This is a genomic window from Streptomyces sp. NPDC059398, assembly GCF_042751845.1.
In the GTDB taxonomy this organism is placed as follows: domain Bacteria; phylum Actinomycetota; class Actinomycetes; order Streptomycetales; family Streptomycetaceae; genus Streptomyces.
Window position 1 is genome coordinate 34,730 of sequence record NZ_JBHYWP010000005.1, and the last position, 25,576, is coordinate 60,305.

17 protein-coding genes, 1 tRNA gene and 1 pseudogene are annotated in these 25,576 nt (G+C 71.6%); 9 read left to right on the forward strand and 10 right to left on the reverse strand.

Translation table 11 applies throughout. The annotated features are described in order from the left end of the window. Positions 1 to 8 precede the first annotated feature (8 nt). Positions 9 to 1,529, reverse strand: coding sequence for an FAD-dependent oxidoreductase (locus ACFXBC_RS03500; protein WP_385018196.1), 1,521 nt, complete (start codon positions 1,527 to 1,529; stop codon positions 9 to 11). Positions 1,530 to 1,581: 52 nt separating this feature from the next. After that, entirely contained in the window at positions 1,582 to 2,793 is a 1,212-nt protein-coding gene (locus ACFXBC_RS03505) for an SGNH/GDSL hydrolase family protein (RefSeq protein ID WP_385018198.1), read from the reverse strand. Positions 2,794 to 3,306: 513 nt separating this feature from the next. Between ACFXBC_RS03505 and ACFXBC_RS03510 the strand changes: the two genes are divergently transcribed. Beyond that, positions 3,307 to 6,603, forward strand: a complete 3,297-nt coding sequence (locus ACFXBC_RS03510; RefSeq protein ID WP_385018200.1) for a BTAD domain-containing putative transcriptional regulator — start codon at positions 3,307 to 3,309, stop codon at positions 6,601 to 6,603. Between the two features lie 251 nt (positions 6,604 to 6,854). On the opposite strand, the gene ACFXBC_RS03515 is transcribed toward ACFXBC_RS03510, so the two are convergent. Beyond that, entirely contained in the window at positions 6,855 to 8,480 is a 1,626-nt protein-coding gene (locus ACFXBC_RS03515; RefSeq protein WP_385018202.1) for a class I adenylate-forming enzyme family protein, read from the reverse strand. A 278-nt stretch (positions 8,481 to 8,758) separates the two neighbouring features. Further along, positions 8,759 to 9,376, reverse strand: coding sequence for a TetR/AcrR family transcriptional regulator (locus ACFXBC_RS03520; protein ID WP_385018204.1), 618 nt, complete (start codon positions 9,374 to 9,376; stop codon positions 8,759 to 8,761). A gap of 89 nt (positions 9,377 to 9,465) precedes the next feature. On the opposite strand from ACFXBC_RS03520, the gene ACFXBC_RS03525 reads away from it, so the two are divergent. Then, positions 9,466 to 10,410 (forward strand): alpha/beta fold hydrolase, encoded by a 945-nt coding sequence (locus tag ACFXBC_RS03525; RefSeq protein ID WP_385018206.1) that lies wholly within the window; start codon positions 9,466 to 9,468, stop codon positions 10,408 to 10,410. On the opposite strand, the gene ACFXBC_RS03530 is transcribed toward ACFXBC_RS03525, so the two are convergent. Continuing rightward, positions 10,392 to 11,099 carry a TetR/AcrR family transcriptional regulator gene (locus tag ACFXBC_RS03530; protein WP_385018208.1) on the reverse strand — a complete coding sequence of 236 codons (708 nt, stop codon included), beginning with the start codon at positions 11,097 to 11,099 and terminating at the stop codon, positions 10,392 to 10,394. The genes ACFXBC_RS03525 and ACFXBC_RS03530 overlap by 19 nt on opposite strands. Before the next feature lie 141 nt (positions 11,100 to 11,240). On the opposite strand from ACFXBC_RS03530, the gene ACFXBC_RS03535 reads away from it, so the two are divergent. The 3 genes from ACFXBC_RS03535 (at position 11,241) to ACFXBC_RS03545 (ending at position 13,529) form a co-directional block, all read left to right on the forward strand. After that, on the forward strand, positions 11,241 to 12,443 hold the full coding sequence (locus ACFXBC_RS03535) for an acyl-CoA dehydrogenase family protein (RefSeq protein WP_385018210.1): 1,203 nt from the start codon (positions 11,241 to 11,243) through the stop codon (positions 12,441 to 12,443). A gap of 86 nt (positions 12,444 to 12,529) precedes the next feature. Next, a complete protein-coding gene (locus tag ACFXBC_RS03540; RefSeq protein ID WP_385018212.1) occupies positions 12,530 to 13,105 on the forward strand; it encodes a flavin reductase family protein in 576 nt (191 codons plus the stop codon). A 106-nt stretch (positions 13,106 to 13,211) separates the two neighbouring features. Continuing rightward, complete coding sequence (locus ACFXBC_RS03545; RefSeq protein WP_385018214.1) at positions 13,212 to 13,529, forward strand: hypothetical protein; 318 nt, start codon at positions 13,212 to 13,214, stop codon at positions 13,527 to 13,529. A 110-nt stretch (positions 13,530 to 13,639) separates the two neighbouring features. Here ACFXBC_RS03545 and ACFXBC_RS03550 read toward each other — a convergent pair whose 3' ends face one another. Continuing rightward, complete coding sequence (locus ACFXBC_RS03550; RefSeq protein WP_385018216.1) at positions 13,640 to 14,278, reverse strand: fasciclin domain-containing protein; 639 nt, start codon at positions 14,276 to 14,278, stop codon at positions 13,640 to 13,642. Positions 14,279 to 14,545: 267 nt separating this feature from the next. After that, positions 14,546 to 15,721: a ricin-type beta-trefoil lectin domain protein gene (locus tag ACFXBC_RS03555; protein ID WP_385018218.1), complete on the reverse strand. Its 1,176-nt coding sequence runs from the start codon at positions 15,719 to 15,721 to the stop codon at positions 14,546 to 14,548. A gap of 1,189 nt (positions 15,722 to 16,910) precedes the next feature. Here ACFXBC_RS03555 and ACFXBC_RS03560 point away from each other — a divergent pair. Continuing rightward, positions 16,911 to 20,243: a BTAD domain-containing putative transcriptional regulator gene (locus tag ACFXBC_RS03560; protein WP_385018220.1), complete on the forward strand. Its 3,333-nt coding sequence runs from the start codon at positions 16,911 to 16,913 to the stop codon at positions 20,241 to 20,243. 126 nt (positions 20,244 to 20,369) lie between these two features. Here the strand turns inward: ACFXBC_RS03560 and ACFXBC_RS03565 are convergent, their stop codons facing one another. Then, positions 20,370 to 20,933: a TetR/AcrR family transcriptional regulator gene (locus ACFXBC_RS03565; RefSeq protein ID WP_385018222.1), complete on the reverse strand. Its 564-nt coding sequence runs from the start codon at positions 20,931 to 20,933 to the stop codon at positions 20,370 to 20,372. Positions 20,934 to 21,066: 133 nt separating this feature from the next. On the opposite strand from ACFXBC_RS03565, the gene ACFXBC_RS03570 reads away from it, so the two are divergent. Beyond that, positions 21,067 to 22,521, forward strand: coding sequence for an MFS transporter (locus ACFXBC_RS03570; RefSeq protein ID WP_385018225.1), 1,455 nt, complete (start codon positions 21,067 to 21,069; stop codon positions 22,519 to 22,521). Positions 22,522 to 22,657: 136 nt separating this feature from the next. On the opposite strand, the gene ACFXBC_RS03575 is transcribed toward ACFXBC_RS03570, so the two are convergent. Beyond that, on the reverse strand, positions 22,658 to 23,230 hold the full coding sequence (locus ACFXBC_RS03575; protein ID WP_385018227.1) for a TetR/AcrR family transcriptional regulator: 573 nt from the start codon (positions 23,228 to 23,230) through the stop codon (positions 22,658 to 22,660). A gap of 82 nt (positions 23,231 to 23,312) precedes the next feature. Here ACFXBC_RS03575 and ACFXBC_RS03580 point away from each other — a divergent pair. After that, a pseudogene (locus ACFXBC_RS03580) lies at positions 23,313 to 24,238 on the forward strand (NADP-dependent oxidoreductase). Positions 24,239 to 24,656: 418 nt separating this feature from the next. Here ACFXBC_RS03580 and ACFXBC_RS03585 read toward each other — a convergent pair. Further along, a tRNA-Pro gene (locus ACFXBC_RS03585) sits at positions 24,657 to 24,730 on the reverse strand. Between the two features lie 136 nt (positions 24,731 to 24,866). On the opposite strand from ACFXBC_RS03585, the gene ACFXBC_RS03590 reads away from it, so the two are divergent. Beyond that, the gene (locus tag ACFXBC_RS03590) at positions 24,867 to 25,541 is read left to right on the forward strand and encodes a transketolase (protein WP_385018229.1); all 675 of its coding nucleotides are present in this window, start codon (positions 24,867 to 24,869) and stop codon (positions 25,539 to 25,541) included. The last annotated feature ends 35 nt before the right edge of the window (positions 25,542 to 25,576 follow it).

Below are 25,576 nucleotides of genomic sequence, written 5' to 3' on the forward strand. Positions count from 1 at the left end.
GGGCCGGTTCAGGGCGTCGGGTCGCCGAACCACTGGGCGGCCGCCCGCTCGAACCCCTCACGGTCGGTCTCGGGTCCGGCCGCCCAGGCGACGACGCCGTCGGGGCGGACGAGGACGGCGTGGCACCCGAGGCCGTCCCTCGGCTGCCCGGCCCTGTAGCGGATCAGGCCCTCCCAGCCGTCCGTCGCCCCGTGCAGCCGCCTGCCGGTGCTGAAATCGAGCGCGATGCCCTGCCCGTCGTGCAGGAGATCGCTGAGACGTGTCCCGTCGAGGAGGCGGAAATCGGGGGCGTCCCGGCCGACCAGCGGGTGCGTGCTGCCGAGGTCGTAGCGGTTCGACGAGCCCGACGTCCTGTTGTGCACGTACGTCGTTCCGTCGCGGGTGCCGAGCAGATCGCGTACCAGGGCCTGAACGGCCTGCGCGTGTGCGTCCGGCTTCATGACCGCGGTCTGGGCGCGTGTCCAGTCGAGTGTCCGGGCGCCGACCGGATGCCGTTCCCGGGTGTAGGAGTCGAGCAGGCCGTCCTGGGCGTGTCCGTGCACCGTCGCGGCGAGTTTCCATCCGAGGTTGAGGGCGTCGCCGATACCGGTGTTGAGTCCCTGGGCGCCGAGCGGCGAGTGGATGTGTGCGGCGTCCCCGGCGAGCAGAACCCGGCCCTGGCGGTAGGTGGTTGTCTGCTTGGCCCGGTCGGTGAAGGTGGAAACCAGCTCGACGTCGCTGAGGGTGACATCGGTGCCGGACACATGACGCAGCACCTTCTGCAGATGCTGGAGGGTCGGCCGCTGCGACCGGTCGAACGCGCCGCCGTCGAAGTCCGTCATGCCTATGTGCCCGGGTGTGGGCATCTGCAGGTACATGCCGGTCGGGGTGAGGGTGAAGCCCGGCTCCAGCTTCTCGGGGTCGGCGAGGGTGACGAGCATGGTGTAGCCGGTGAACTGCGGTTCGGTTCCGGTGAATTCGAAGCCCGCGAGGCGGCGTACGGTGCTGCGCCCGCCGTCGCAGCCCACCAGCCAGCGTGCCTCGTACTCGTGCTCGCCGGCCTGCGCGACAACGGTCTGTGCGTCCTGCCTGAGGGCCGAGACCCTGATGCCGCGGCGGATCTCCACCCCGAGCTTGGCCGCCCGCTCGGCCAGCACCGACTCGACCGCTTCGAGGCTCGTCATCACGCCCTCCGGCACGGGGCTGGGAAGCCGGTACGGCAGGGCGTCGACATCGATATTGGCCGGATCGAGCATCATGCCCGCGAAGTGGCTCACGCTGCGCGGCGCCGGCGCGCTCTCCTGTTCGGGAGAGACATCGGGGTAGTCGCTGACACCGGACGCCGTCAGCAGCGGCTGCAGCATCCCGCGGCGGTGGAACACCTCGACCGATGTGGCGGACAGGCCCCGCATTCCGAGCGGCATCGCCTTCCACGGGGTCCCGGTTCCGGGCTCCTGCTCCAGCACCAGGACGTCACACCCCGCGAGGCCCAACTCACAGGCGAGGAGCAGTCCGACCGGGCCGGCGCCCACGATCACTACGTCATGCACAAGACTTTCCCTTCTCGAATGATCACCGATGCGCTCCGTGGTCACGGAAGCGTCAGCGGAACAGCGACAGGTCGATGGAGTCGCCCAGGGCCCGGCAGCCCGCGTCGTTGCCGTGCAGGTGGTCGCCCGCGTGGAATCCGTCCCGGATCCGGCTGGGGTGGGCGGGATCGCGCCAGACGGCGTCGAAATCCCACACCGCGTCGAAGGCGCCGCTGGAGCGGATCCAGTCATTGACCGTCCGGCGGACCCGGTCGCCCTCCGGTGTGAAGATCTCGTCGCCCTCGTACGGCGTGAGCGTGACGGCGTGGACCCGCACCCCGCGTGCGCGCGCCCGTGCGGTCAGCTGGCCGTAGCCGGCGATGAGGTCGTCCGCCGTCACCGGTGCGCCGGGGAACATCGCGAGGAAGTCCGCCGGCGGGCCGCTGCCGTCCCGCGGCGCGCAGGAGATGCCGATGTCACCGGTACCGATGGCGAGCACCACATGGCCGAGGCCCGGCGTCGCCAGCACATCGCGGTCGAAACGGGCCAGCGCCGAGTCACCCAGGCCGCCGTTCAGCATCCGGTTTCCGCTGATGCCCTGGTTGGAGACGCAGACGGCGGGGCCGTCCTGCTCGGCCAGGCGCTCGGCGAGGCGGTCCGTCCAGCGGCGGTTGGTGTCCGGGGTCGTGCCGGAGCAGTCGGTGTTGGAGTCGCCGATGATCGCGACGGTCGTGGCGGGGCCGGTGGGGAGCACATCGACGGCCGCGATGAGGGCCTGCAGCGGCAGGGAAGTCGCCTCGTCGGGGAGTTCGGGGGCGTCGACGGCGTTGCCCGGGACGGTCCGGCAGGTCTGTACCCCCATGGCGTGGCAGGTGGCGGTCTGCACCGGGTCCGGCAGATAGAGGCTGACGGACAGCTCCGAGAGGGCGGGCACGGGCAGATCGACGGGATCACTGAGCACCGGTGCGCCGGCCGGGACGGTGACGGCCGGCCTGCCGGCGAAGGTCAGCACACGCCCGCTGCCCGGCCGGATCCCACCGCCCGCCGAAGCGAGGGCCAGCTGCGCCGCGCCTACGGTGAGGGGCTCCGTCCCGTACTCATTGGTGATCCGGAGCCTGACCTGCCGCCCGCCACCGCTGATACGCACGACCTGTCGCAGGGTCGTGTCGGCGAACGAGGGCAGGGGCCCGAAGGCGTCGATCGGTGCGTGGGGCGCTGCGCCCCACGTCCGTACCCAGGCGTCATCCGTGGGGCCGGTGGTCGTGGTACTGAGGGTCCGGGTCATCGGGCGTCTCCGTTCTGAGGTTCACGAGGTACGAGGAGTCCTGGCCGTGGGGTGCCGCTGCGTGTTCACCGCGGCACACATCCGAAGACTGGCGCGGACCGCTCACACGGCGCGCACATCGCGCTGATACGGGTCTCCCACGGGCCGGGGAGCGGTCCTCGCCGGGGTCGGCGCGGGAGGCGGGGCGCGGGGCGCGGTGTGGCGCGGGCGGGAGCAGGGGCGGTTTGGCGCAGGACTTACGGGCGCGCGGTGTGGCGCAGGGCTTACGGGGGCGCGCGGCGTGGTGCGGGGCGCGCGATGCGGGGCGCGGTGCGGGGCCGGGGCGCACGGCGGCGTGGGGCGGGGGGGGGTGCGGTGTGGTGTGGTGCGCGCGGGGGGCGGGGCACACGGGACGCGGGACGCGGGACGCGGGACGCACGGGACGCACGGGACGCGGCGCGGCGCAGTAACCGGCGCGCCCCCGCAGCCGCGACCGATTTGGCCATCCGAGTGCGCCCGCGCGAAGATCGGCCCATGGATGGGGATGCGCGGCTCTGCATCACGTTGCTCGGTGAACTACAGGTGTCCCGTGGTGACAGTGACCTGCCCGTTCCCGGGCTCCGGCTGAGACAGCTGGTCGTACGGCTGGCGCTCGCCGGTGGGCGCCCGGTCGGGCAGGCCACCCTGATCGACACCCTCTGGCCCGAAGACCCTCCGGCCGGACCCGCGCACGCGTTGCAGGCACTCGTCTCGCGCCTGCGCAGGGCGCTCGGCTCCCCCGGCGCGGTCACCCAGGCCCCGGGCGGCTACCGCCTGGATGTGGCCCCCGCCGATGTGGACGCGCTGCGCTTCGAGCAGCTCGCCGGGGCCGGCCGGGACCGCCTGCGCGCCGGCGACCCGCAGGGCGCGGTGGCCCCGCTCGGCGAAGCGGTGACCCTCTGGGGAAGCCGTCCCGGAGCCGGGCCCGCCGTCATCGCGGCGGTGGAGCCCGCCGCAGCGACCCGGCTGGCTCACCTCTCGACCGAGGCCGTCACCGACCTCGCCGAAGCGGAACTCGCCCTGGGAAGGCCCGCGGAGGCCGCGACCCGCCTGACCGCCCTCCTCGCCGACCACCCCGTCCATGAACGCGCCTTCGCGCTGCTCATGGACTCGCTGGCCGCCCAGGGCCGCCAGGCCGAAGCTCTCGTACGGTACGAGCGGTTCCGCGAAACGCTGGCCGAGGAACTCGGCACCGGCCCGGGTGCCGCTCTGCGCGAACGCCATCTGCGTCTCCTGCGCGATGAGCGAACCGCACCGGCCGCTGCCGCCGTCCCCGCCGCAGCCGCCGCCGGCCGGGGAGCCGCGCCGGGCAATCTGCCCGCACCGATGACCAGCTTCATCGGCCGCGACGACGCCCTCGCCCGGATCGACGCCCTGCTCGCATCCGGGCGGCTGGTCACCGTGCTCGGTCCTGGCGGCGCGGGCAAGACCCGCCTCGCCGTCGAGGCGCCCCGCCGCCACCGCCACGCGTACCGCGACGGCGCATGGCTGATCGACCTCGCCTCGGTCACCGAACCGGGCAAGATCGGCGGGGCCCTGCTGGTCGCGATCGGCCTGCGCGGTTCGGCGCTCTTCGACGCATCGGCGAGACTGCGCAGCGATCCCGTCGACGAACTCGACGTGCTCGTCGAGCAGTTGGACGGCCGCGAGAGCCTGCTCGTCGTCGACAACTGCGAGCATCTGATCGACGCCGTGGCTCATCTGCTCTCCGCGCTGCTGACCCGCTGCGCCGGGCTGAGCGCGCTGGCGACCAGCAGGGAACCGCTGGCGACCGATGGTGAGGCCCTGGTTCCGCTCGGCCCGCTCCCCCTGCCCGCCCCGGACGCGGACGTCCGGCAGGCCCGCCGCTCACCCTCCGTGCGCCTCTTCGCCGAACGAGCTGCCGCCGTACGGCCGGGGTTCGAGGTCGACGGGCAGAATCTGGGCGAGGTGCTGCGTATCGTACGCAGCCTGGACGGCCTGCCACTCGCACTCGAACTCGCCGCGGCACGCCTGCGTACGCTCTCGCTGACCGACCTCGCGGGCGGACTGTCCGACCGGTTCCGGCTGCTCACCACAGGCAGCCGGACCGCCTTCCCCCGGCACCGCACACTGCGCGGGGTCATCGCGTGGAGCTGGGACCTGCTCGGCACGGACGCCCGTACGGTCGCCGAGCGGGTCTCGGTCCTTCCCGGCGGAGTCACCGCGGGGTCGGCCGCCGCGGTCTGCGCCGGAACCACGGTGCGCCGTCAGGAGATCGCGGAGCTGCTCGCCGGCCTGGCCGACCGCTCGCTCCTGCAACTCGCGCCGGAGACCGGCCGCTACCGGATGCTGGAAACGATCCGGGAGTACGGCCGTGAACAGCTGGCGGAGCAGGGAACCCTCACCGCGGTACGGGAATCGGCCGCCCGTTACTGCGCCGAACTGGTGGCCCACTACGACCCGTTGACCCGCGGCCCCGACCAGCTCCGCGCCCTCCACGCCCTGCGCGACGAGCACGACAACGTCATGGCCGCACTGCGCCACCTCTGCGACACCGGAGACGCCGACGGTGCGATCGGCCTCGCGGTGAACCTGACCTGGTACTGGCAGATGCTCGGCCTGCACGACGACGCCGCCCACTGGCTCGGCCGGGCGGTCGCGGTACCGGCCGGGCGACCGGGCGTGGGGCGCGACATCGCCGAAGCGATGCTGCTGCTCCACTCGCTCGCCCCCCGGAGCGCGCTCTTCAACGACTCGACCCGGGGCGGAAGCGAAGTGCTGCAGGCACTCACCGACCGGCTGCTGGACTCCCCGGCACCACCCGGCTTCGGCGCCGCGCTGACGACCCTCACTCTGGCCGGCCTCCAACGGACCGGGGCAGGTGAGGCCGTCGTCCAGCGCTTCATCGACGGACCCGATGTGTGGCTGGCCGGGCACGCACTCATCTCCCGGGCGCACGCCGCCGAGAACGAGGGCGACATCGACCGGGCCCGCAGCGACACGGCCGCGGCCCTGGAATGCTTCATCCGGGCCGGCGACCGGTGGGCGGTGGCCACAGCGCTGCCGCTGCGCGCGCTTCTCCGTCAGTACGACGGCGAACTCGACGGCGCCGTGGAGGATTTGCGGACGGCGAAGCGGACGGCGCACGAGTTCGGAACGCTCAGCCTCAGCGACGAGGTCTTCATCGACCTGCGCCGGATCGACCTCCACGCCCGGCTCGGCCGGACCACCGAGGCGAGCGAGATGATCACCGCGACCCGGGAACGCGTACTGCGTTCGGCGTCGCCGGACATGGTGGTCCTGCTCGACGCACGTGAGGCGCGGCTGTGCGTACAGACGGGCGAACTCGACCACGCGAGGCGGCTGATCGAATCGGCTGAGGCCGGACTGCTGGGCCGGAGCCCGGCCGGCGGCGACCACGGCCGGGCCCTGGTCGGCACGGTGCGGGCCGAACTCTGCCTCGGACTCGGGGACGGCCCGGCAGCGGCAAGGGCGTTGAGCCAGGCGTACGCGGCCGCGGTCACCAGTCAGGACCTGCCGATCGTGGCAACCGTGGCGGTGACAGTGGCCGGTCTGGCAGCGCTGTACGAGCGGCACCACGACGTGGCCGTCACACTCGGCGCGGCCGCCCGCCTGCGGGGCGCCGACGACAGCACGGAACCGCAGATCCGGGCCCTGAGCACCCGCGCGCGAGCCGGAATCGGCGACGCCGGCTTCGCCGAGGCATATGCGGCGGGCCGGCAGCTGGACGAACCGGCCGCCATCGAACGCGCCGACCCGGCCCTCCTGTCCGGCGCCCGGCCTGGCGACGCGGCGCCGTCGGAGCTTTAGACCGTGTCCTCCGAGGGTGCCCCGGACATCGGCTCCTGTGGCCCGAGTACCCTTCCGGTCCGGACGAGAAGCACACCGTCTTCGGCGCACAGCCGGACCGTGCCAGGGTTCCTGCCACCTGCTCGCGGATGGCTTGATTCCGCGTAGTCGGACGACGGCGAGGCAACTCGGTTGCCGCGCCGTCGCCGTCGTCGACGACGGAGGAGGGGCGCATTCCCGGCAGGCGGTCCGCGCCTTCCGGGCGGCGGCTCCTACGGGGTGCTCAAGGGCGTCCTCGTCCACGCGGCGCGGAGCGCCTTCTTGTCCACCTTGCCGACCTTGGTCACCGGCAGTTGGTCCAGCAGGACCGTCTTCCGCGGCGTGTACAACTCCCCCAACTCGGCGGTCACCGCCGCGCCGACCGTGTCCGGGTCGATGCCGGCGCCCGCGGCCACGGCCAGGAAGATCTGTACGGCCTCCCCGTAGTCTTCGTCGGGTACGCCCAGCGCCGCCGCGTTGCGCACACCGGGCAGCGTGAGCAGGAAGTCCTCCAGAACCCGGGAGTAGACGTTGTCGCTGGTGCTGCCGGTGACGATGATGTCCTTGGCCCGGTCGACGAGATAGAGGTACCCCTCGGCGTCGAGGTATCCGACGTCCCCCGTGCGCAGCCAGCCGTCGCGCAGCGCCTCAGCGGTGCGCTCCGGGTCCTCGTAGTAGCCGAGCATCACCGTCTCGCCCCGGACACACACCTCGCCCACCTGCCTGGCGGGGAGCGCCGCCGTGCTCCCTTCACCACGGATCTCGATCTCGGTGCCGGGCATCGTGCGACCGCAGCTGCGCCAGAGTTCGGGCCGCCGGGCTCCCTCCGACGCGAGCTCATCGGCGCGGAACGCGGCGATACCGAGCGCCTCCGACTGCCCGTATCCCTGGCTGAGCACGGGCCCGAAGACCTCGACCGCCTGCTGCAGCCGGCTGGGCGACGAGGCCGCGCCTCCGACCACGATCCGCCGCAGTGCGGGGAGAGCCCCGGGTTCGCACTGCGGGTGGTCGAGAAGCGCGTACAGCATCGGCGGTACGAACATGGTGGCGGTGATCTGCTCCTCGCGCAGCACCGCCAGCGCCGCGCCCGCTTCGAACTCGGGCAGCACGACGAGGGCGGACCCTGTCACCAGCGCCTGGATCGAGGTGAGATGGCCGCTGCCATGAGTGAGAAGTGTCGCGGCGAGCACGCGGTCCGTGCCCGGGTCCATGGCCGGGAAGGCCGCAGGCCGGGAGTCCTGCGAGACACCCTCCATCAGGTCCACCAGCGCGTTGTAGAGCCGATGGCTGTGCGCGGCGAGCTTGGGGCGGCCCAGAGTGCCGCCGGTGTAGAGGACGGTGACGGCCTCGTCCGCTCCCGGCGCGGGCACCCCGTCGGGACGGACGGCCGGGCACTCGGCCGCCAGCGCCAGAAGGTCCGTGCAGCGCTGCTCGCAGGGCCCGAGGCTGAGCAGTACGGGGGCGTGGACGCTGCGGTCGGCCGCGGCAGCCGCCCGCTGCGCGAAGAGCGGGTCGGTGACCACGGCGCGCGCCCGGGACTGCTCGACCAGCGCGGCGAGTTCACCGGGCCCAGGCTCGGGCGGCAGGAACACGACGCGGCAGCCGATGAGGTGGACCGCGAGCTGCACCAGGACGGAGTCCACGCGGTTGGCCAGGAACAGCCCCACTCCGTCGCCGGGTGCGAGCCCCTGACTGCGCAGCGCGTGACCCAGACGGAACAGCCGCTCCCGGGCATCCTTCCGGGTCAACCGCTGCGCACCCTGGACGAGCGCCTCGGCGTCCTCGTCCTTGTGCCACTGCTCCAGGATGTGGTCCAGGTAGGTCCGGGGCTCGGATATTGCGTGTGCGTTAACGATCATGCACATATGCAAACATGCCGCTCAGGAACCGCGACCCCAAAGGGGTGCGTTCTCGGCCATCTGGTGGTGGAGTATCATGTCCCTTTCCAGGGCGGACAATTGGCCATCCACAGCCAGTACTCCCCGACAGTGCGGGTTCTCAGGGGAGACAAGGAACACTGTCCCCCCTCTTTGCCCCTGGAAGCGCGAAAGCGCTCCCCCTCCCGACCGTCGCCCCGGCGGCGCGGCCGGCAGCCGCCTGGCCCTTGGGCACATGATGCCCTCCGATCACGCTCGGTTCATGAGGCCGGCCGGTCACGGCGTCGGTGTCCCGGAGCACGCAGGGCCTGCGCGAGCGCGCTCACACTGATGTCGATGATCGTGTGGAGTTGCGCCCGGTCCGCCCCTGCCCGGCTCACCACGGCCAGCGACTGGTTGACCGCCGCGAGGTGAACGGCGAAGTCGTCCGCGTCGCCGTCGGCCAGACCGGAACCCGTCAGTGCCGCCCGCAGCCGCGCACGCTGGACACCCAGGGCCTCGGTGGCGCGCGCGGCGATCCCGGGGCTCAGCACCGGTGTCGCCATCGCGCTCTGGGCGACCAGACAGCCGTCCGGCAGGGCGGGGTCGGCGATGCGCTCCAGCGTGACATCGAAGAACGCCCGCACCGCACGCAACGGCTCACCGGACGCGCCGGAGAGGGCATCGTCATACCTCCCTCCGTACCGCGTGGCATAGCGGTCCAGGCAGCGCAGATAGAGCGCGTCCTTGTCGCCGAGCGAGGAGTAGATGGAACTGCGGTTCAGTCCGGTCGCCCTGGAGAGGTCGTCGAGCGAGGTGTCGGCGTATCCGGCCCGCCAGAACTGGACCATCGCCGCGTCGAGCGCGATGTCCACATCGAACTGCTTCTTCCCGGCCATCACACGTACACCTCGTTCCTGGGCCCGCAGTCGCCGCCCCGCTCATCATATCTTGAACTGAATGGTTCAAGATGCGTTAGCCTTCAGCCATGACTGATACCGCGACCACAGAGAACGGCGCTTCCGGCCAGAACCCGGTCCCCGGACTGCCCCTGCACGACCTCCCGGGTTTCACCCACCGCTGGGTCGACGCCGAAGGCGTCCGGCTCCATGCCGTGGAGGGCGGCCACCCGAGCGGGCCCGCCGTCGTCCTGCTCGCCGGATTCCCGCAGACCTGGTGGGCCTGGCGCAGCGCGATGCCGGAGCTGGCCCGGCGGTACCGCGTGATCGCGATCGACCTGCCGGGGCAGGGCCACTCCGAGCGCCCTCACGGCAGCTACGACACCCATACGGTCGCTTCGCGCGTCCAGGCCGCGGTCACCGCCCTCGATGTGGAGAAGTACTGGCTCGTCGCCCACGACATCGGGGCCTGGGTCGCCTTCTCGCTGGCCCTGACGTACGAAGAGCACCTGCACGGTGTCGCCCTGCTCGACGCCGGCATTCCCGGCGTCAGCCTCCCCGAGGCCATTCCCACGGATCCCGGACTCGCCTGGAAGACCTGGCACTTCGCGTTCCACCTGGTGCCCGACCTTCCCGAGACACTGCTCGCCGGTCGCGAACGCGACTACGTCGGCTGGTTCCTGAAGACCAAGGCGCTCTCCCCGGACACGTACGACAGCGCCGAGATCGACCACTACGCCGCATCCGTCGCGGCGGAGGGCGGCCTTCGGGCCTCTCTCGCCTACTACCGCGACGCCGCGGAATCAGCCCGCAGGAACCATGACGCGCTCGGCCGGAGGCAGGTGACCGTCCCGGTCCTGGGGATCTCCAGCTCGCACGGCTCGATCCCGGACATGGCCGCCTCCCTCGCCCCCTGGGCGGAGAACACGACCGGCACCGTCATCCAGGGCGCCGGACACTTCATCCCGGACGAGCAGCCCGGCGCGGTGGTGGACGCGCTGACCGCGTTCATCGATCAGGAGCGTGCCGGGTAGCCGGCGTCCGACCCGGCTCCCCGGCCCCCGTAATGGGCCTTCGGGGTCCCCGCGCTGCGGCGGCCGGGGCTGAGCAGATAGGCGAGCGCCATCTCGGTGAGCTCGTCCGCGTACAGGCTCCGGGACTCCTCGTCCACCGGGCGGTCGGGGCGGATCGAGTTGTGGAAGCAGGCGCCGAGGAGGGCGCGGGCCACCGTGTCCAGCGCCGCTCCCGGGTCGGGGCGCCGGATCTGGCCGGTGTACGGGGCGGCCGCCGTGAGCAGGAGGCGGTGGACCTCGGTCATGGTGCGCGAGCCGCGGTCCATCACCTGGGCCTCCCGCACGCGCAGCAGGTCGGGGAAGAGGCCACTGGTGTCGGCGAACGACCGCACCAGCGTGTGCGTATAGGCGTCGAGGACGCCGGAGAGTGACGGCTCGGCCAGGCGCAGCTGCTCGGCCAGGTGCTCCTCGCGGCGCTCCAGCATCCGCTCCGTCAGGGCGGCGATCAACTGCTCCTTGCCGTCGAAACGGCGGTAGATGGAGCCGACCGAGACGCCGGCGCGTTCGGCGACACCGGTGATCGTCACGTCCTCCAGGCCGACCGATGAGACGAGCTCCTCCGCCGCCCGCAGCACGCGGGCCAAGGTCGCGGCGCTGCGCGCCTGACGCGGTTCCCGGTAGTGCGCTCGGCGGTCAGGCTCGTCAGTCATGTTCCGATCGTATCGGCGGTGACCGCGGCAGATGTTCTTGACAGCGGGCTCGCGCCCGCGCCTAGAATGCGAATGCGAGTTCTCATTCGCATTCTAGGCAACGCATTCCAGGACGACGCATTCCAGGACGAGGAGCCACCCATGCCCACACGGCTGGAGGACGCGGCGGAGACCCGCGCCCTGATCACCGTAATCCGTGAGCATCGCGGGGAGTTGACCGAAGGAGGTTTCGCCGCCGACCGTGACCACGCGGATCCCACCGCCAACCTGACACTGCTGGCCGGGGCCGGCGTCTCACGGCTGGCCGTACCCACCCGGTACGGGGGGTTGTGGGACGGCACCGAACGCGGCGGGTGGGGCGCGGTCATCCGGGCCGTACGGGAGATCAGCGCGGGCGACGGCCCCACCGGGCAGAACTGGCTCACCACGCTCCTGGTGGCCCGCGAGCTGCTCGGCCGGGACAGCGGCCTCTCGGAGCCGGCCCGCGCCGAGCTGGCCCGCCGGATACTCGACGACGGCCTGAGGCTCGTCTCCTCCGCGGCGGAGACCGGGACGACGGGCAGGACGACCGCTCGGCGCACCGACGGCGGGGTGGTGCTGAGCGGTACGAAGTCCTTCAACTCCAACAGCGGCGGACTGGGAACAGCCCTGGTCACCTGTCTGCTGGAGGGCGAGCATCCCACGCGCCACCAGGTGCTGGTGGACCTGAAGGGCCCCGGGGTCCGGTTGCACGGCGACTGGGACAACATGGGCCAGCGCGGCACCCGCAGCCAGACGATCACCTACCAGGACGTCTTCGTACCCGACGGCCGCCACCAGCCCGCGGGCGGACAGCCGGGCACGGTCTTCCTGGGGGCGGCCATGCTGCTGCACGCCGCTCTGATGCAGGGAATCGGCGAAGGCGCCCTGGACGCACTCGTCCAGCACACCCGCACCATGAAGCGCGGCTCGCTGCCCCAGTTCGCCACCCCGGCCGAAGACCCCCTGATCCTGCGCCGTATCGGCGCCCTCTCCAGCCGACTGGCCGCCTCCCGCGCCCTGTTGCACAGCGCTGCCGGCCAACTGGAGTCGGACCGACAGGACGAGGACGAGGACCTGGACGCCACCGTCGTCGACTGTTTCCGGGCCAAGGTCGCCGCCGTCGAAGCCTCCCTCGAAGCGGCCGCCGGGATCCACGAGATCACCGGCGCACGCAGCACGTCCCACGCCTACGGATACGACCGCTACTGGCGCAATGCCCGTACCTTCGCCTCCCACGACCCCATCGACGCCAAGAACGTCTACATCGGCGGATACGAGCTGGGCAACCGTCTGCCGCCGCTGTCCACCATCATCCGCCTCTGAGCGCCGGGCGCGGAACCGGTCACGGCGCCCGCTCCGCTGCCGGCCTCGCGCCCTCCCCCGCCAGACACCCCGAAAGCGACCGACTCATGCCGCACCACGCCACGACACCCCCGGGCGCCGCCGGTCCGCGCTCCGCCACGACACCCTCCGGCGCCTCCGGTCCGCACCCCGTCTCCGGGGCTCTCTTCCGGCACGCCATGGCCTCGGTGGCCACACCCGTATCCGTCGTCACCACCGCCGAGGAAGGCACGCCGTACGGCACCACGGTGAGCGCCTTCGCCTCCCTGTCCATGGACCCGCCGCAGGTCCTGGTCGCGCTCGACGAGAACTCCGGTCTGCTGGACGTCCTGCGCCGCACCCGGCGCTTCGCGCTCAACGTACTCAGCGCCGGACAGGAAAGCCTCGCCACCACCTTCGCCCGCAAGGACCCCGACAGATTCGCGGGCATCCGCTGGCACCAGGAGGCCGGACTGCCGCGGCTCGCCGGTGCCGGCGTCTGGCTCGCCTGCGCCGTGGACCACTTCCTGCCCGGCGGTGATCACGTCATCGCCGCGGGCCGCGTCACCGGGACGCACGTCAGCGAGGAAGCCGCGCCGCTCACCTACCACCGCCACCGGTTCGGCACCCACGTAACGGCGGGCACATCCCACGGGAGTTCCTGAGAGGCCCGGGGACCTGGGGACCTGGGCAAGCATTGATTCCTTCCAGGCATGGATCGAGAACGGATAGATCTTGGACACGCGGGAGTCGTGACAGTTCACTGGAGGCATGATTCACCACACCACGATCGTTGCCTTCGACAATCCGATTCCCACGAGCGATCTGGACGAGTATCTGACCGAGTTCGAGGAACTGGTGAGGGGCTCAGGAGTGGTCGAGTCCGTCACGACCCGGCACCACATTCGTGTCCCGGGGGACGACCACGCCCCGGTGGCCGTCGCGAGCGCTGTGGTGCAGATGCGCCTGACCGGTCTCGATGCCCTGAACGCGGTCTATGCCCTGCCCGGGGCCGTCGACCTCATCAAGCGCTGGCAGGCCCGCCACCCGTACAAGGCGATCTGGGCCAACCACGAGCCGCTGGCATGAACGGCCGCCCGGGGCCGCGTTGAGCCGGTGTCCCCGGAACGACCAGTGGCCGGTCTCGGATCTCTCCGAAACCGGCCACTGATCTCCGTCCTGTCCCCTACGAGGGGCTGCTACGAGCTGGGCGGAGTCAGCACCCCGTCGATCACGTAGACCTTGCCGTTGGCCGTGGTGATGTCACCACAGGTGATGGCAGCCGTCTTGTTGACCTTGAACGAGGTGCCGGAGCCCGCCGTGGTGAGTGTGCCGCCCTCCAGCGTGGTGAACGTCCCCTGGGAGAGCTGGGACGGGGTGATCTCCTTGGGGACCACGTGGTACTGCAGAAGCTTCTTCAGCTCGGTCCTGTTCTTGAGCAGAGCGTCGGTCTTCGCCTTGCCCATCTTGTTGAACGCCGCGTTGGTGGGTGCGAACAGGGTGGTGTTCTTCGCGTCGTTCAAGGTGTTGGTGAGGCCCGCCTTCTTCACCGCGCTCACCAGCATGGAGAGGTTCGGATCGTGGGACGCTGCCGTCGCCAGTGTCTCCTTGGCCATGCTGTCGACGCTGCCGGCACCGCTCTTCGGGAGCGACGAGCACTGCGGTCCGAAGGGCTTGGACGTACTCGGCGACGCCGACGGCGAGGAGCTGTGGCTCGCGGACGGACTCGGAGTCGACGTGTCGGCGAACGCCTGGGGCGTCAGCGCCGCCAGCGACAGTGGCAGCGCGAGTGCGGCGGAAGCGGCTACGGCGGTGGTCCGAAGGTGGGTGAGCTTCATGCCTTTCCTCTTCCTGAGAGGGGAAGTGTCATGGTCCGGGCCGGGGGGCCTCGGCGGGAGCAGCAGGTCGAACCGCTCCACGGTGAGCCGGCCACCGGATCGGCACACCCACCGTCCGGTCAGCCGTTCGATCCCGTGATCGGTACGGCCACCAAGGACCAGTGAAACGGCATGTACTCCATTCGGCATCCCGAGAGCCTCCCGAGCCGCGTCCAGGTGCGCGGACGCCCGGTGAGAGACGCCCCGCCGCCGGTCCGACGGGGAGGGTCAGCCACCGCCCGGTGCCGGACGGGCGCCACCGCGCCAGCTCCAATAGAGTCCGGGCCGGGTCTGCCCGTCACAGCCGACCAGACGAAGTACGGGGTGGAGATCGGTCCTTGAGTCCCATCGCGGGGGGAGGTTCCGGTCGTCCTGGTAGAGGCACTTGTTCCCCCGGCCCACGAGACGCCATGCCGTGCGTTTCCAGCTCATGCTCCGCCACGGCTTGTGAGTCCACCTTTGTTCCGGGCGGGAGGGGGCACATCGGTCAAGGCCCGTGCCTTCTGCCAGTTGGGTGAGGCAGTAGCCCCGGCGGAACCGCGACCTGATCGTGCCGTCACCCCTGACATCCCACTTCTGCGCGGGGGTTCCCGCACAGCTGTCGAGCCTGACCGCACCACTCTTCGGTTCCGCGCTTACCGCTTCCAGGCACTGCTCGGGCCTTCTGCTGGTGAAGGCGGTGGTCCTGCCGACGTCCGCGAGGATCTCACCCGGACGAGGAGCACGGTGGATCTGCCGGTACTGGCGATGCACCCAGTGGGACGCGTCGGGCGCGAGCGGCCCCTTGTGGACACCGGATGCGGCGCAGTCCCGGAAGCGGCAGCCGGCCCGGGCCAAATAGCGCCTGACCGCCGACTCCTTCGGCGCTACCTGGCTCTGCGAGAGGTTGGGGCTGAGCGATGACATCGTGTACCCGAGGTAGGGGAACACGGGGATCCCGGCGGCGTATCCCGCATCCCTGAAGTAGCGGGCGCCGATGCCGTGGTCGCTGTGGTCGACCCTGCCGCTCAGGCCGAAGGCGAACGAGGCGTTGTCGTAGTCGAGCGTGAGGATCCGCCGCGCGCCCAGCTTCCGGGCCAGGGCGGACAGGGTCCGCACGAGCTGACCGCCGGTGAAGGTGCCCTCGCCCTGGAAGAGCGGGATGCTGTGCCGGGTGCCCAGGAACAGTTTGAGCAGACTGTCCCTGTCCGACCCCTCGGGAAGCCCGTCGTGGAGTTCGAAGAACACCAGGCGCACGGAGGCGGCCGGGGCGCCGTCGAGCGTCAGGGACCGGATACCGCGCCCGTCGGCCCGTACCGTCCTCTCCGTCCACCGGTCGGGCACCCCGGCCAGATCCGCGTAGGCCGCACGCACCCCCCTCTCCCTGTCCGCCACATAGTCCAGGGCCGCCCGCCGTGGGGTCATGCCGTCATCGCCCGCGGTGAGGTAGACGGTGGTGACCGGGCACCCGGCCCGGATGGTCCGGCGTATATCGCGTATGATGAAGACGGGGTGGTGGTCGGGGTGCCCCACCCCGGCCCGGGGGCCCCCACACCCGGGGGGGGGGGTGGGCGCCCCCCCCGCCCCGGGGCCCGTATCCACTCCGGTGCCAGAAGCGCCGCCGGGGGAACACGACGCCCCGGCGAGGGCACACAGCACCGCCACCGCGACGGGAGCCGTCCGGCACACTCCGCGTAACTTCCCGCCGACAGCACTCCTGCGGCCCACAGGACGACTCCCCTCTTCCAGCTCCCACTGCGCCCTCGTGTGCCGGGGCGGCATCGATCCCGCTTCAGGCCCTGCGGCTCCGGGCGCGCCGGTCTCCCGCCCGAGCCCTACGATTCCCGCAAGCCCACGAGCCCCACTAGTCCGAGAGAAATCCTCCTGCGGCTGCTCCCCGTCGGCCACTCGGCCGGAACGCCCTCCCGGCGGTATCCGTGACCGCCGGCCTCCCCGCAGGCCCCCAGACCGGCCAAGAGTCGGCACCACCGCGCTGTCCTCCCCGGCGGGACGTCAGCTCCTCCCCCTGGCCCCCTGCTCGGCGGGTACTGGCCCGGAGAGTTTGCTGAAAGGTCGTTGAAAGGGCCCCGTGTTCGTATAGGGACGTGCCCGGCGGCAAGCAGGCGGACGGGGGACAGCGATCGTGAGCCACGGTCGCGGAGCGTTCCGAGCCGCCGGGCATGCTCATCCTCGTCCCGCTCCGCGGGGCCGATCAGCGGCTTCAGGACGCGTTCCGTGGCCGCTGATGACGTGGTCACCTGATGACGTGGTCACACGTCTCGCGAGCAGCATCCGTGGTTGGTGAGTACGTACCGGACCGAGACGGCACCCGGACGAGCGTGCGTCGTCCTTTCCGAAGGCAGCGCCCGACCACTGGCCCGGGTCCCGGCTGCCGAGCCCCCGGGACGCCGCGGCCCCGGCCCCGCCGCCTCTCCTCTCCTCTCCTCCATTACGGCTGAGGAGGAAGAGGGCCCCACGTGAGCCTGCCTGCTCCCCTTCGGGCCCGGTGCCCACGCCTGTCCGCGTAAGGTGGTCGTCCCCTGCGGACGCCGCCGGCTCGGCGCATCAGCAGGTCAGGGCAGCGCACTGCGGACCGGGGCACAGCAGGAGAGACATGGCCACGCTGGACATTGCCGTACTCGGCCCTTTTCTCCTGCGGCTGGACGGCCGACCGGTGGAACTGCCCAGCATGCGCCAGCGCGCGCTCCTCGCCACGCTGGCCCTGCACGCCGGACAGACCGTGGCGAAGGGCGCGCTGACCGAGCTGGTCTGGGGGGAGAGTCCTCCGCAACACATCGCGTCCAGCCTCTACACCCTGGTGAGCCGGCTGCGTTCGCTGCTCGGGGACGAGTTGGTGCGTACGGCGCCCGGCGGCTACCGGCTCGACGTCCCGCCCGAACGGGTCGACGCGCTCAGGTTCCAGCAGTTGCTCGAAGCGTCCCTGGACGGCTCCCTCGACATGTCCGTAGAAGCGGACGCCGGGACAGCGCACCGGCTGGTGGCCGACGCGCTCGCACTGTGGCGCGGCACCCCGCTGGCGGACGCCGGCTCCCCCGTCGAGAACGCGTACGCCGTCGCCCTGACCGAGCAGTACCTCGGCGCGGTGGAGCGCAACGCCGACCTCCAACTGCGGGCAGGAGCCCTCCCGTCAGCTGAACTCGTGGCTGAACTGCTGCGGTTGACGAACAGGCACCCACTGCGCGAGTCCTTGTGGCAGCGGCTGCTGGCAGCTCTCGGCGCGTCCGGCCGACTGGCGGAGGCGCTGGAGGCGTACGAGACGGTCCGGCGGACCCTCGACGACCAGCTCGGCACCCCGCCGTCCGCGGAACTGCGCTCCCTGTACGCCGAGTTGCTGCGCACCGCTCCCGTCCCGCCCACGGCCGCGCCAGAAACTCCGCCGCCCGCAGCCGCAGCCCCGCCTGCCCCGGACCCCGGGCAGGCAGCATCGCCCGAGCCGCCCACCTCCTCCTTGGCTTCCTCCCTGCTCCCGGCCCGCCCCGACGGCTTTGTGGGCCGCACCGTCGAACTGGCCCTGTTCGACGAACTGCCCGGCTCGGCCTATGAGGACAGCGGACCGGCCGCCGTCGCCGTCGTGCACGGCATCGGCGGCGTCGGCAAGACCGCACTGGCCCTGCACTGGGCGCACGCCGCAGGCCGGCACTTCCCCGGCGGCCGTTTCTACATCGATCTGCACGGCTACGGTCTCGGCACCCCGGTCACCCCGCACCACGCGCTCGGCCTGCTGCTGGCTCAGCTCGGTATCGACCCGGAGCGCGTCCCCGCCCACACCGACGAACGACGGGCGCTGTGGCGGACCTCGCTGGCCGCCCGACGCGCCCTTGTCGTCCTGGACAACGCTCACAGCGCCCAGCAGGTCCGGCCGCTGCTCCCCGGCGCGGACGGCTGCGCCCTCGTGACCAGCCGGAGCCGGCTCAGCGGGCTCACGATCCGCGACGGCGCCCGGTCCGTGCCGCTGGGCGAACTGACCGACGCGGAGGCCGCGCGCGTGCTCGCGGAGGTCATCGGCGGCGCCCGTACGACCGCGGAACCGGATGCCGTCGCCCGGCTCGCCCGCGCGTGCGGGCGGCTTCCGCTGGCCCTGCGGATCATCGCGGAACAGCTCTCCCGCCACCCCGTCGCAAAGCTGGCCGATTTCGCCGCTGACTTCGAGCAGGCCGCATCCCCGGGAGACGGATCCGGGCGGCTCGGCAGCCTCGACGTACTGGCCGTCGCCGACGACCCGGTCTGCGACGTACGGACCGTCTTCTCCTGGTCCTACGAGCAACTGGACCCCGGCGCGGCCCGGTTGTTCCGCCTGCTCAGTCTGGTACCGGGGGACGCCGTCGACACCGGGGCCGCCGCGGCGCTCGCCGACCGGCCGGCCGCCGAGGTCCGCGCGGTTCTGGCCGGACTCGCCGGGCTGCACCTGCTGGAGGAGGACGGCCCCGGCCGCTACCGCGCACACGACCTGCTCCGCGAGTACGCGGCCGAGCGCACCACCGCCGAGGACTCGGCCGACGAGCGCGAAGCCGCTCTGGAACGGCTGCTCACCTGGTACGTGCACTCCGTGGACGCGGCCGTCGGCATCCTCGCCCCACGCTGGAACGGCCTCCCCCTGCCGGCCGGCATCCCCGCGGCGCCGCTCCCGGAGTTCGACGGCAGCCCCTCCGACGCCCCCGACTGGCTGGACTGCCACTGCAGCGCCCTGGTCGCCGCTGTCGAATACACCGCGCGGCAGGGCCCGTACCTCTACGCGTGGCTGCTCGCGGACCGGCTGCGCGGGTACTTCTGGCGCAGCCTCCGCGTGGCCGAGTGGCAGGCCACGGCCGACGCGGCCCTCGCAGCGGCCGACGCACACGGCGACGTGAGCGCGCGCGCCGCCGCCGCGCTCACCGCCGCCGACCTGCACGGTCACACGAGCAGGCCCGACGACGCTGTCCTGCTGTACCGGCGGGCCGGGCGGCTCGCGCGGGAGGCCGGCCGACCCGACCTCGCGGCGACCGTGCTCAACAACCTCGCCGGGACTCTGTGGCGATTCGGCCGGCTGGTCGAGAGCGCGGCGTGCCTGACCGAGGTCCTGGAGATCAACCGCCGTCTCGGTCGGGCGCACGGTGAGTTCAGCGCCCATCTCAATCTCGCCTCGGTCTGCATGCCGATCGGCCGCACACAGGAGGCGCACGACCACCTGATGAGGAGCCTCGCGCTGGCGGACGGCCAGCAGGAGCGTGCCCGCGTCATGATCAACCTCGCGCGTACGACGCATGCCGTGGGCCGTCTCGACGAAGCCCTGCGGTATGCGCACCAAGCACTGCCGGCCTTGCGCGGGACCAACGACACCACCTGGCAGGCCGACTGCCACTGCTACCTCGCGGCGATCCACCGCGACCGCGGCGAACAGGACCTGGCGGAGGCCGAGGCGCAGGCCGCGCTGCGGTTCGCGGAGACCACGCAGGACCCGCTGGTCCAAGCCGAGTCGCTGGTCACCGTCGGCGCGGTACGGCTGCACTTCGCACGTCACGCCGACGCTGAACCGTTCTTTCTGCGCGCTCTCTCCATCGCCCGGGAGAACGGCCTGCTCCATGTGGAGGCCGGCGCCAGGACGGGCCTCGGCTCCGCAGCGGCCGCCGCGGGCCGGACGGCGGAAGCGGCCGGACACGCCACCGCAGCGGTGGCTCTCGCCCAGGAGCACGGCTTCGCGGACCGCACGGCCGAGGCGCAGCTGGCGCTGGGCCGGGTCCGTCTCCTGCAACGGGACCTCGCGGCCGCCGAAGAACTCGCGGGCTGCGCTGCGAACGCCCACGAGGCCGCGGGCCTGCGGGTCGGCCACGCCCGGTCGATGCTCCTCCTCGCCCAGGTCCGGGCGGCTGCCGACGCCCCGGGCGCGGCGACAGCCCTCGCCGAGGCCACGGCGCTGCTCTCCGGACTGGGCTGCGCCGTACGGGAGTGAGCCCTGCGGTGTACCGGGCCGGGAGGGGGGCACCCGTCCACCGGGCCCGGCCTTCGCGCCCTCGGACAGGAACCCAGTCGGCGGACCGGTTCTACTCCTTGACTTCGCCGCCCTGGCCAAGCCCCGTCATGCCGTCGTCCGGTGCAGGCCGTCGAGAACGGTGGCGAAGAGGGGGCGCAGATAGTCGGGGGTTTCATTGATCTTGGCGATGGCGACGATCAGATCGAAGATCTGCTCCAGGGTGAGGTCGTCACGAATCTGGCCCGATTCCTGGGCTGCGGCCAGCAGGGGACGGCCCGCGTCCACGGCGCGGGCGCGATGGCTGGTGATGTCGTCCCGGTCGGTGTGCTCCAGCAGCTCGGAGATGATGAGCCGCTTGTGCGGAATGAAGGCGATCTGGAGACGCAGCCAGGCGGTGAGGGCTGCTGCGGGGCTCTGGCCGGGTTCGGTGGTGGCGGCGGCGCAGATCTGGTCGACTTCGTCGGCGTAGAGAGCTTCGAGGAGTTCTTGGCGGCCGGGGAAGTTGCGGTACAGGGTGGCCATGCCCACTCCGGCGCGGCGGGCGATCTCCGCCATGGAGATGTCCGGGGTGGGGTCGGCGAATGCCGCGCGGGCCGCGTCGAGGATCTTGTCGCGATTGCGTTCGGCGGCTGCACGCCTCTTCGGGAACGCCGTCCTGTCTGCCTCCATCAACGCCTCCACGCGTGCCGTTCGTGCTCTGGTGCGCCCGCCGACCGGGCCCGGTCCCGCAAAGTGGACAGCCTATCCGCCATCGCTCTACGCTTGGCGGACAGGCTATCCGGAAACTGTGAGGAGCACAGCCATGCCCACTCGACCACACTGCACTCCGAGCGTCGGCGCGCCCGCACCGCCCGATGCCGACCCTTCGCACGGGGTGGCCAAGCGCGGTGTCGTACTCGCAGCTGTGGCAGCTGTGGCGTGCGTGGCACAGTTCATGGTGGTACTGGACTCTTCCATCGTGAACGTGGCGCTGCCGTCCATGAAGGCGGGCCTCGGCCTGTCGGCCTCCGCGCAGCAGTGGGTGGTCAACGGCTACCTGGTCGCCTTCGGTGGTCTGCTGCTGTTCGCCGCGCGCGCCAGTGACCTGTTCGGACGCCGCCGCGTCTTCCAGATCGGACTGGTCGTCTTCTCGCTCGCCTCGCTGGCCGGCGGGCTGGCGCAGGACGGCTGGATGCTGCTGGCGGCCCGGGCGGTGCAGGGCGCGGGAGCAGCGGCGCTGGCGCCGTCCAGCCTCAGCCTGATCACCGCAAGTCACACCGACCCCTCCCGGCGCACCCGGGCCATGACGTGGTGGGGTGTTGCCGCCTCCAGCGCCGGGGCCGCGGGCATCGTGGTCGGCGGAGTGCTGGCGCAGCTGAGCTGGCGATGGGTGATGCTGGTCAACGTCCCCATCGGTGTCGGCCTACTGGTCGCCGGCATGGTGTTCCTGGCACCCACCGCAACCGGGCAGCGCCGTTCTCGTATCGATCTTCCCGGCGCGATCACCGTGACACTGGCGGCCGCGGCACTCGTCTACGGCGTCTCGGCCGCACCCGACGCGGGGTGGGGAACGGCCCGCGTCATCGTCTCCCTGGTGGCCGGTGTGCTGCTGCTCGCGGCGTTCGTGGCCATCGAGCGCCGCAGCAGCGACCCGCTCGTCCCGCTGGGGATCTTCTCCATCGCCAACGTGCGCATGGGCAACATGCTCACGCTGTGCATGGGCGCCGTCATCACCGCACCGCTGTTCTTCCTGTCGCTGTATCTGCAGCAGGTCCTGGGCCAGAGCGCCGTGCGCACCGGGCTGTCCCTGCTGCCCATGGTCGCGGTCATCAGCATCGGAGTGCTCCTTTCGCAGAAGCTGATCCCCGTCATCGGCGCACGCCGCCTGGTGATGATCGGTGGCGTCATCGCCGCGGCGGGCCTGGTCTGGGTGGGGCAGCTTCCCGTCCACTCCGACTACGTCGCCCACCTGCTGCTGCCCACCGTGGTCGTGGGTGCGGGCACCAGCCTGACGATGATGCCCGCGATCGTCGCATCGACCAGCGGCATCGACCCGCGCGACGCCGGCGTCGCCTCCGGCCTGATCAACATGTGCCGCCAGCTGGGTGCCGCCCTCGGCCTGGCCGTCCTGGTCACCATCGCCGCCACCGTCACCGGTCACAGCAGTGCCGACGGCAGCACGGCGGTCGTCGACGGCTACCGCATCGCCTTCTGCGCCATCGCCGCCCTCAGCCTCGCCACGGCCGCCCTGGCCCTGCGCCTCAAGCCCCCCCGGTGAGCCATCCCCCACCTGCCCCTCCTGAGGGGTTCATGATCCTCGACGACCAGGCCGCAACCGCCCTGCTCGACATCACCGCCCCGCTGGAGTGGGTCGCGGTCGGCGCAGTGGGCGCTGCCCCTCTTCTGCTGCCGGCTCAGCGGACCGTCGGAGCCGGCGGCGCGACCACTTCACGCAGCTCGGCGGCGGCCTGGGCCATGAGCTGAGCGAGGGTGGTGTCCGGCTCGGCGAGCCAGCGGGGCATGGCGCGGCGGTGGATCGCCAGCACCACGTCGATGATGAAGCGCGCTTTGCCGGGCTCGACGCCGCGGCGCTCAAGCGCCGATGCCAGCGCGTCGGCGATGTCGGCGAGCTTGATCAGATCGCGCTCGGCCAGTGCCGGGTTGGCGGCGATCACTCTTCCCCGGCGCAGCAGGAACTCGCGTGGGCGGAAGATCTCCTCGGCTGTTCCCAGCGCGGTCAGCAGCGCCTCGATCGGGGTGAGGCCCGGACCGGCCGCCTCGACCTGGGCGACGAGGTGGGCCTCAAGTTCGTTGCCGGCGAAGAGGACTTCTCGCTTGTCGGGGAAGTACCGGTAAAAGGAGCGCTCCTTCAGACCGGCGGCACCAGCGATCTGCGCGACCGAGGTGCGCTCGAACCCCTGCGTCTCGAACAGCTGAAGCGCCGCGCGTTCGAGCCGCCCCTGTGCGTCTGATTCCCATCGAGGCATACCTACCAGGGTACGACAACAGGAGCTGTTATCTGCTGGTACGGTCGATGACAACAGATGCTGTTATCACCAGGAGATCGTCATGAAGGCTCTGCAATTCGACCGGTTCGGTTCTCCGGATGTGATCGTGCTCCGCGACGTCCCACTGCCCGAGCCGGGACCCGGCCAGATCCGAATTGCCGTGCAGGCGTGCGGCCTGACACCGGCCGACTGGCACGTCGTCGACGGTCTCCTCGCCGACCGCCTGCCGCCGCTGCCGCGCGGGCTCGGCCTTGAGGTCGCGGGCACCGTCGACGCGCTCGGCGAGGGCGTCATCGGCGTCCAGGTCGGCGACCGCGTGTTCGGCCCGGCCGCCTTCGACGGCCCGACGGCCGGCGCCGCCGAGTACGCGCTGATGCCGGCCTGGGCGCACATTCCCGAGGGCGTAACCGCCGAGCAGGCCGCCGCGTTGCCGATGGCGGCCGAGACGGCGTGGCGCGCGCTCGACGGCCTCGGCGTCCAGCCGGGAGAGCTGTTGGTCGTCCACGGCGCGGGCTCCACCGTGGGTGAGGCAGCGGTGCGCTTCGCGCTGCACCGGGGTGTTCGGGTGATCGCCACCGCCGGGCCGACACGGGCCGCCGCCCTGGAGGAGATCGGCGCCGAGGTGACCACGTACGGCAAGGGCATGGCCGAACGCGTCAGCGCACTGGCCCAAGGCCCCGTGGACCGCGCCCTGGACACCGCGCCGACCGGCCCAGTCCGGCCGGCGGCTCGCTACCGACCTTGATCGAGCTGACCGGGGATCCCGACCGTGTCCTCACCGTCTCGGACTTCGCTGCCGCAGCCGAACTGGGCGTCCGGGTCTCCACCGAGATCCGCTACGACCAGATGAACGAGTTCGCCAGGCTCGCCGGCGAAGGCATCCTGGTCGTACCGGTCGCCCGCACCTACACCCTCGACCGGATTCAGGAAGCGGCCAGGCTCAGCCAGTCCCGGCGCCCAGGCGGCAAGCTCATGCTCGTCCTGTGAGCGCGTTGCCGGTCGGGCGGCAGGAGTCCACGCAACCCCGGTGATCACGCGGTGACCGTACTCGTTCCCGACCGGAGTCCCCCACAGGATCGCGAAGTCACACGGGAGTACCAGGCCCTGTCCGGGCGGACGGTAGTGGCGTTCGGGCTGCCGAGTCGGCGGGGGCGCCGCCCGAGGTCCTGGTAGTCGGTGCCGGGCTGGGCCTCGCCCACCCAGTAGGCCCGTCAAGGAGGCTGGTCCCCCCACTGTCCCCAGGAATGACCAAGGGGGGCGGTGGGTTTTTTTAGGCACCAACCCCCAACAAAACACTAACTGAACTCAGAGTCGCCGCCATTTTTAATGATAGACCCACAATACCCCCCCGGGGCGGTTTCTCTAAACCCCCCCCCCCCCCCCAACAACCCACGACTCTCACGAGTCGGGACGACAGGATTTGAACCTGCGACCCCTTGACCCCCAGTCAAGTGCGCTACCAAGCTGCGCCACGTCCCGATGCCCGGTCAGAGCCGGGATTCCCCGGCCGAACGCGCACCGAAACAATACCGCACTCCAGCCGGTGCTCACGAACCCGTTTCCCCCGCTCCGCCCAGTTGACCTCAAGTGCGCTTGATGTTGGATCGTCGGCCGCATGAACACAGACCTGAACCGGCTGATGGCCCTCATGACGGGCGACGAGAAGCACGGGCCTGCGGCGACCTCCACCCTGGACGCCCTCTGGGTCCTGTACGACCGGGTACTGCGGGTCACACCGCAGACCGTCTCGGCGCCCGGCCGGGACCGCTTCCTGCTGTCGAAGGGGCACGGCCCCATGGCGTACTACGCGGTCCTCGCGGCGAAGGGGTTCTTTCCCGAGGAACTGCTCGCGGGCTTCGGGGCGTACGACTCGCCGCTCGGCCACCACCCCGACCGGCTGCTGGTGCCCGGTGCGGAGATCGGCAGCGGGTCGCTCGGGCACGGGCTGCCGCTGGGGGTGGGCACCGTGCTCGGGCTACGGGCGCAGCGGCTCACCGACCCACGCGTGTGGGTGCTGATCGGTGACGCCGAGCTGGACGAGGGCTCGGTGCACGAGGCCGTCGCGTATGCCGGGCCCGCCGGGCTCGACCAGCTGCACACCGTGGTGATCGACAACGCCTCCGCCAGCTACGGCGCCCCCGGTGGGATCGCCGCCCGGTTCGAAGCCGCCGGGTGGTCGGTCCTGACCGTCGACGGGCGGGACCACGAGCAGCTGTACGCCGCCTTCACCGCACCGCATCCGGGCCGGCCGCACGCCGTCGTCGCCCGGGTCGAGCCCAAGAACGTCTGAGCGGGACCGGCGGAACCAGCAGAGCCGACAGGACC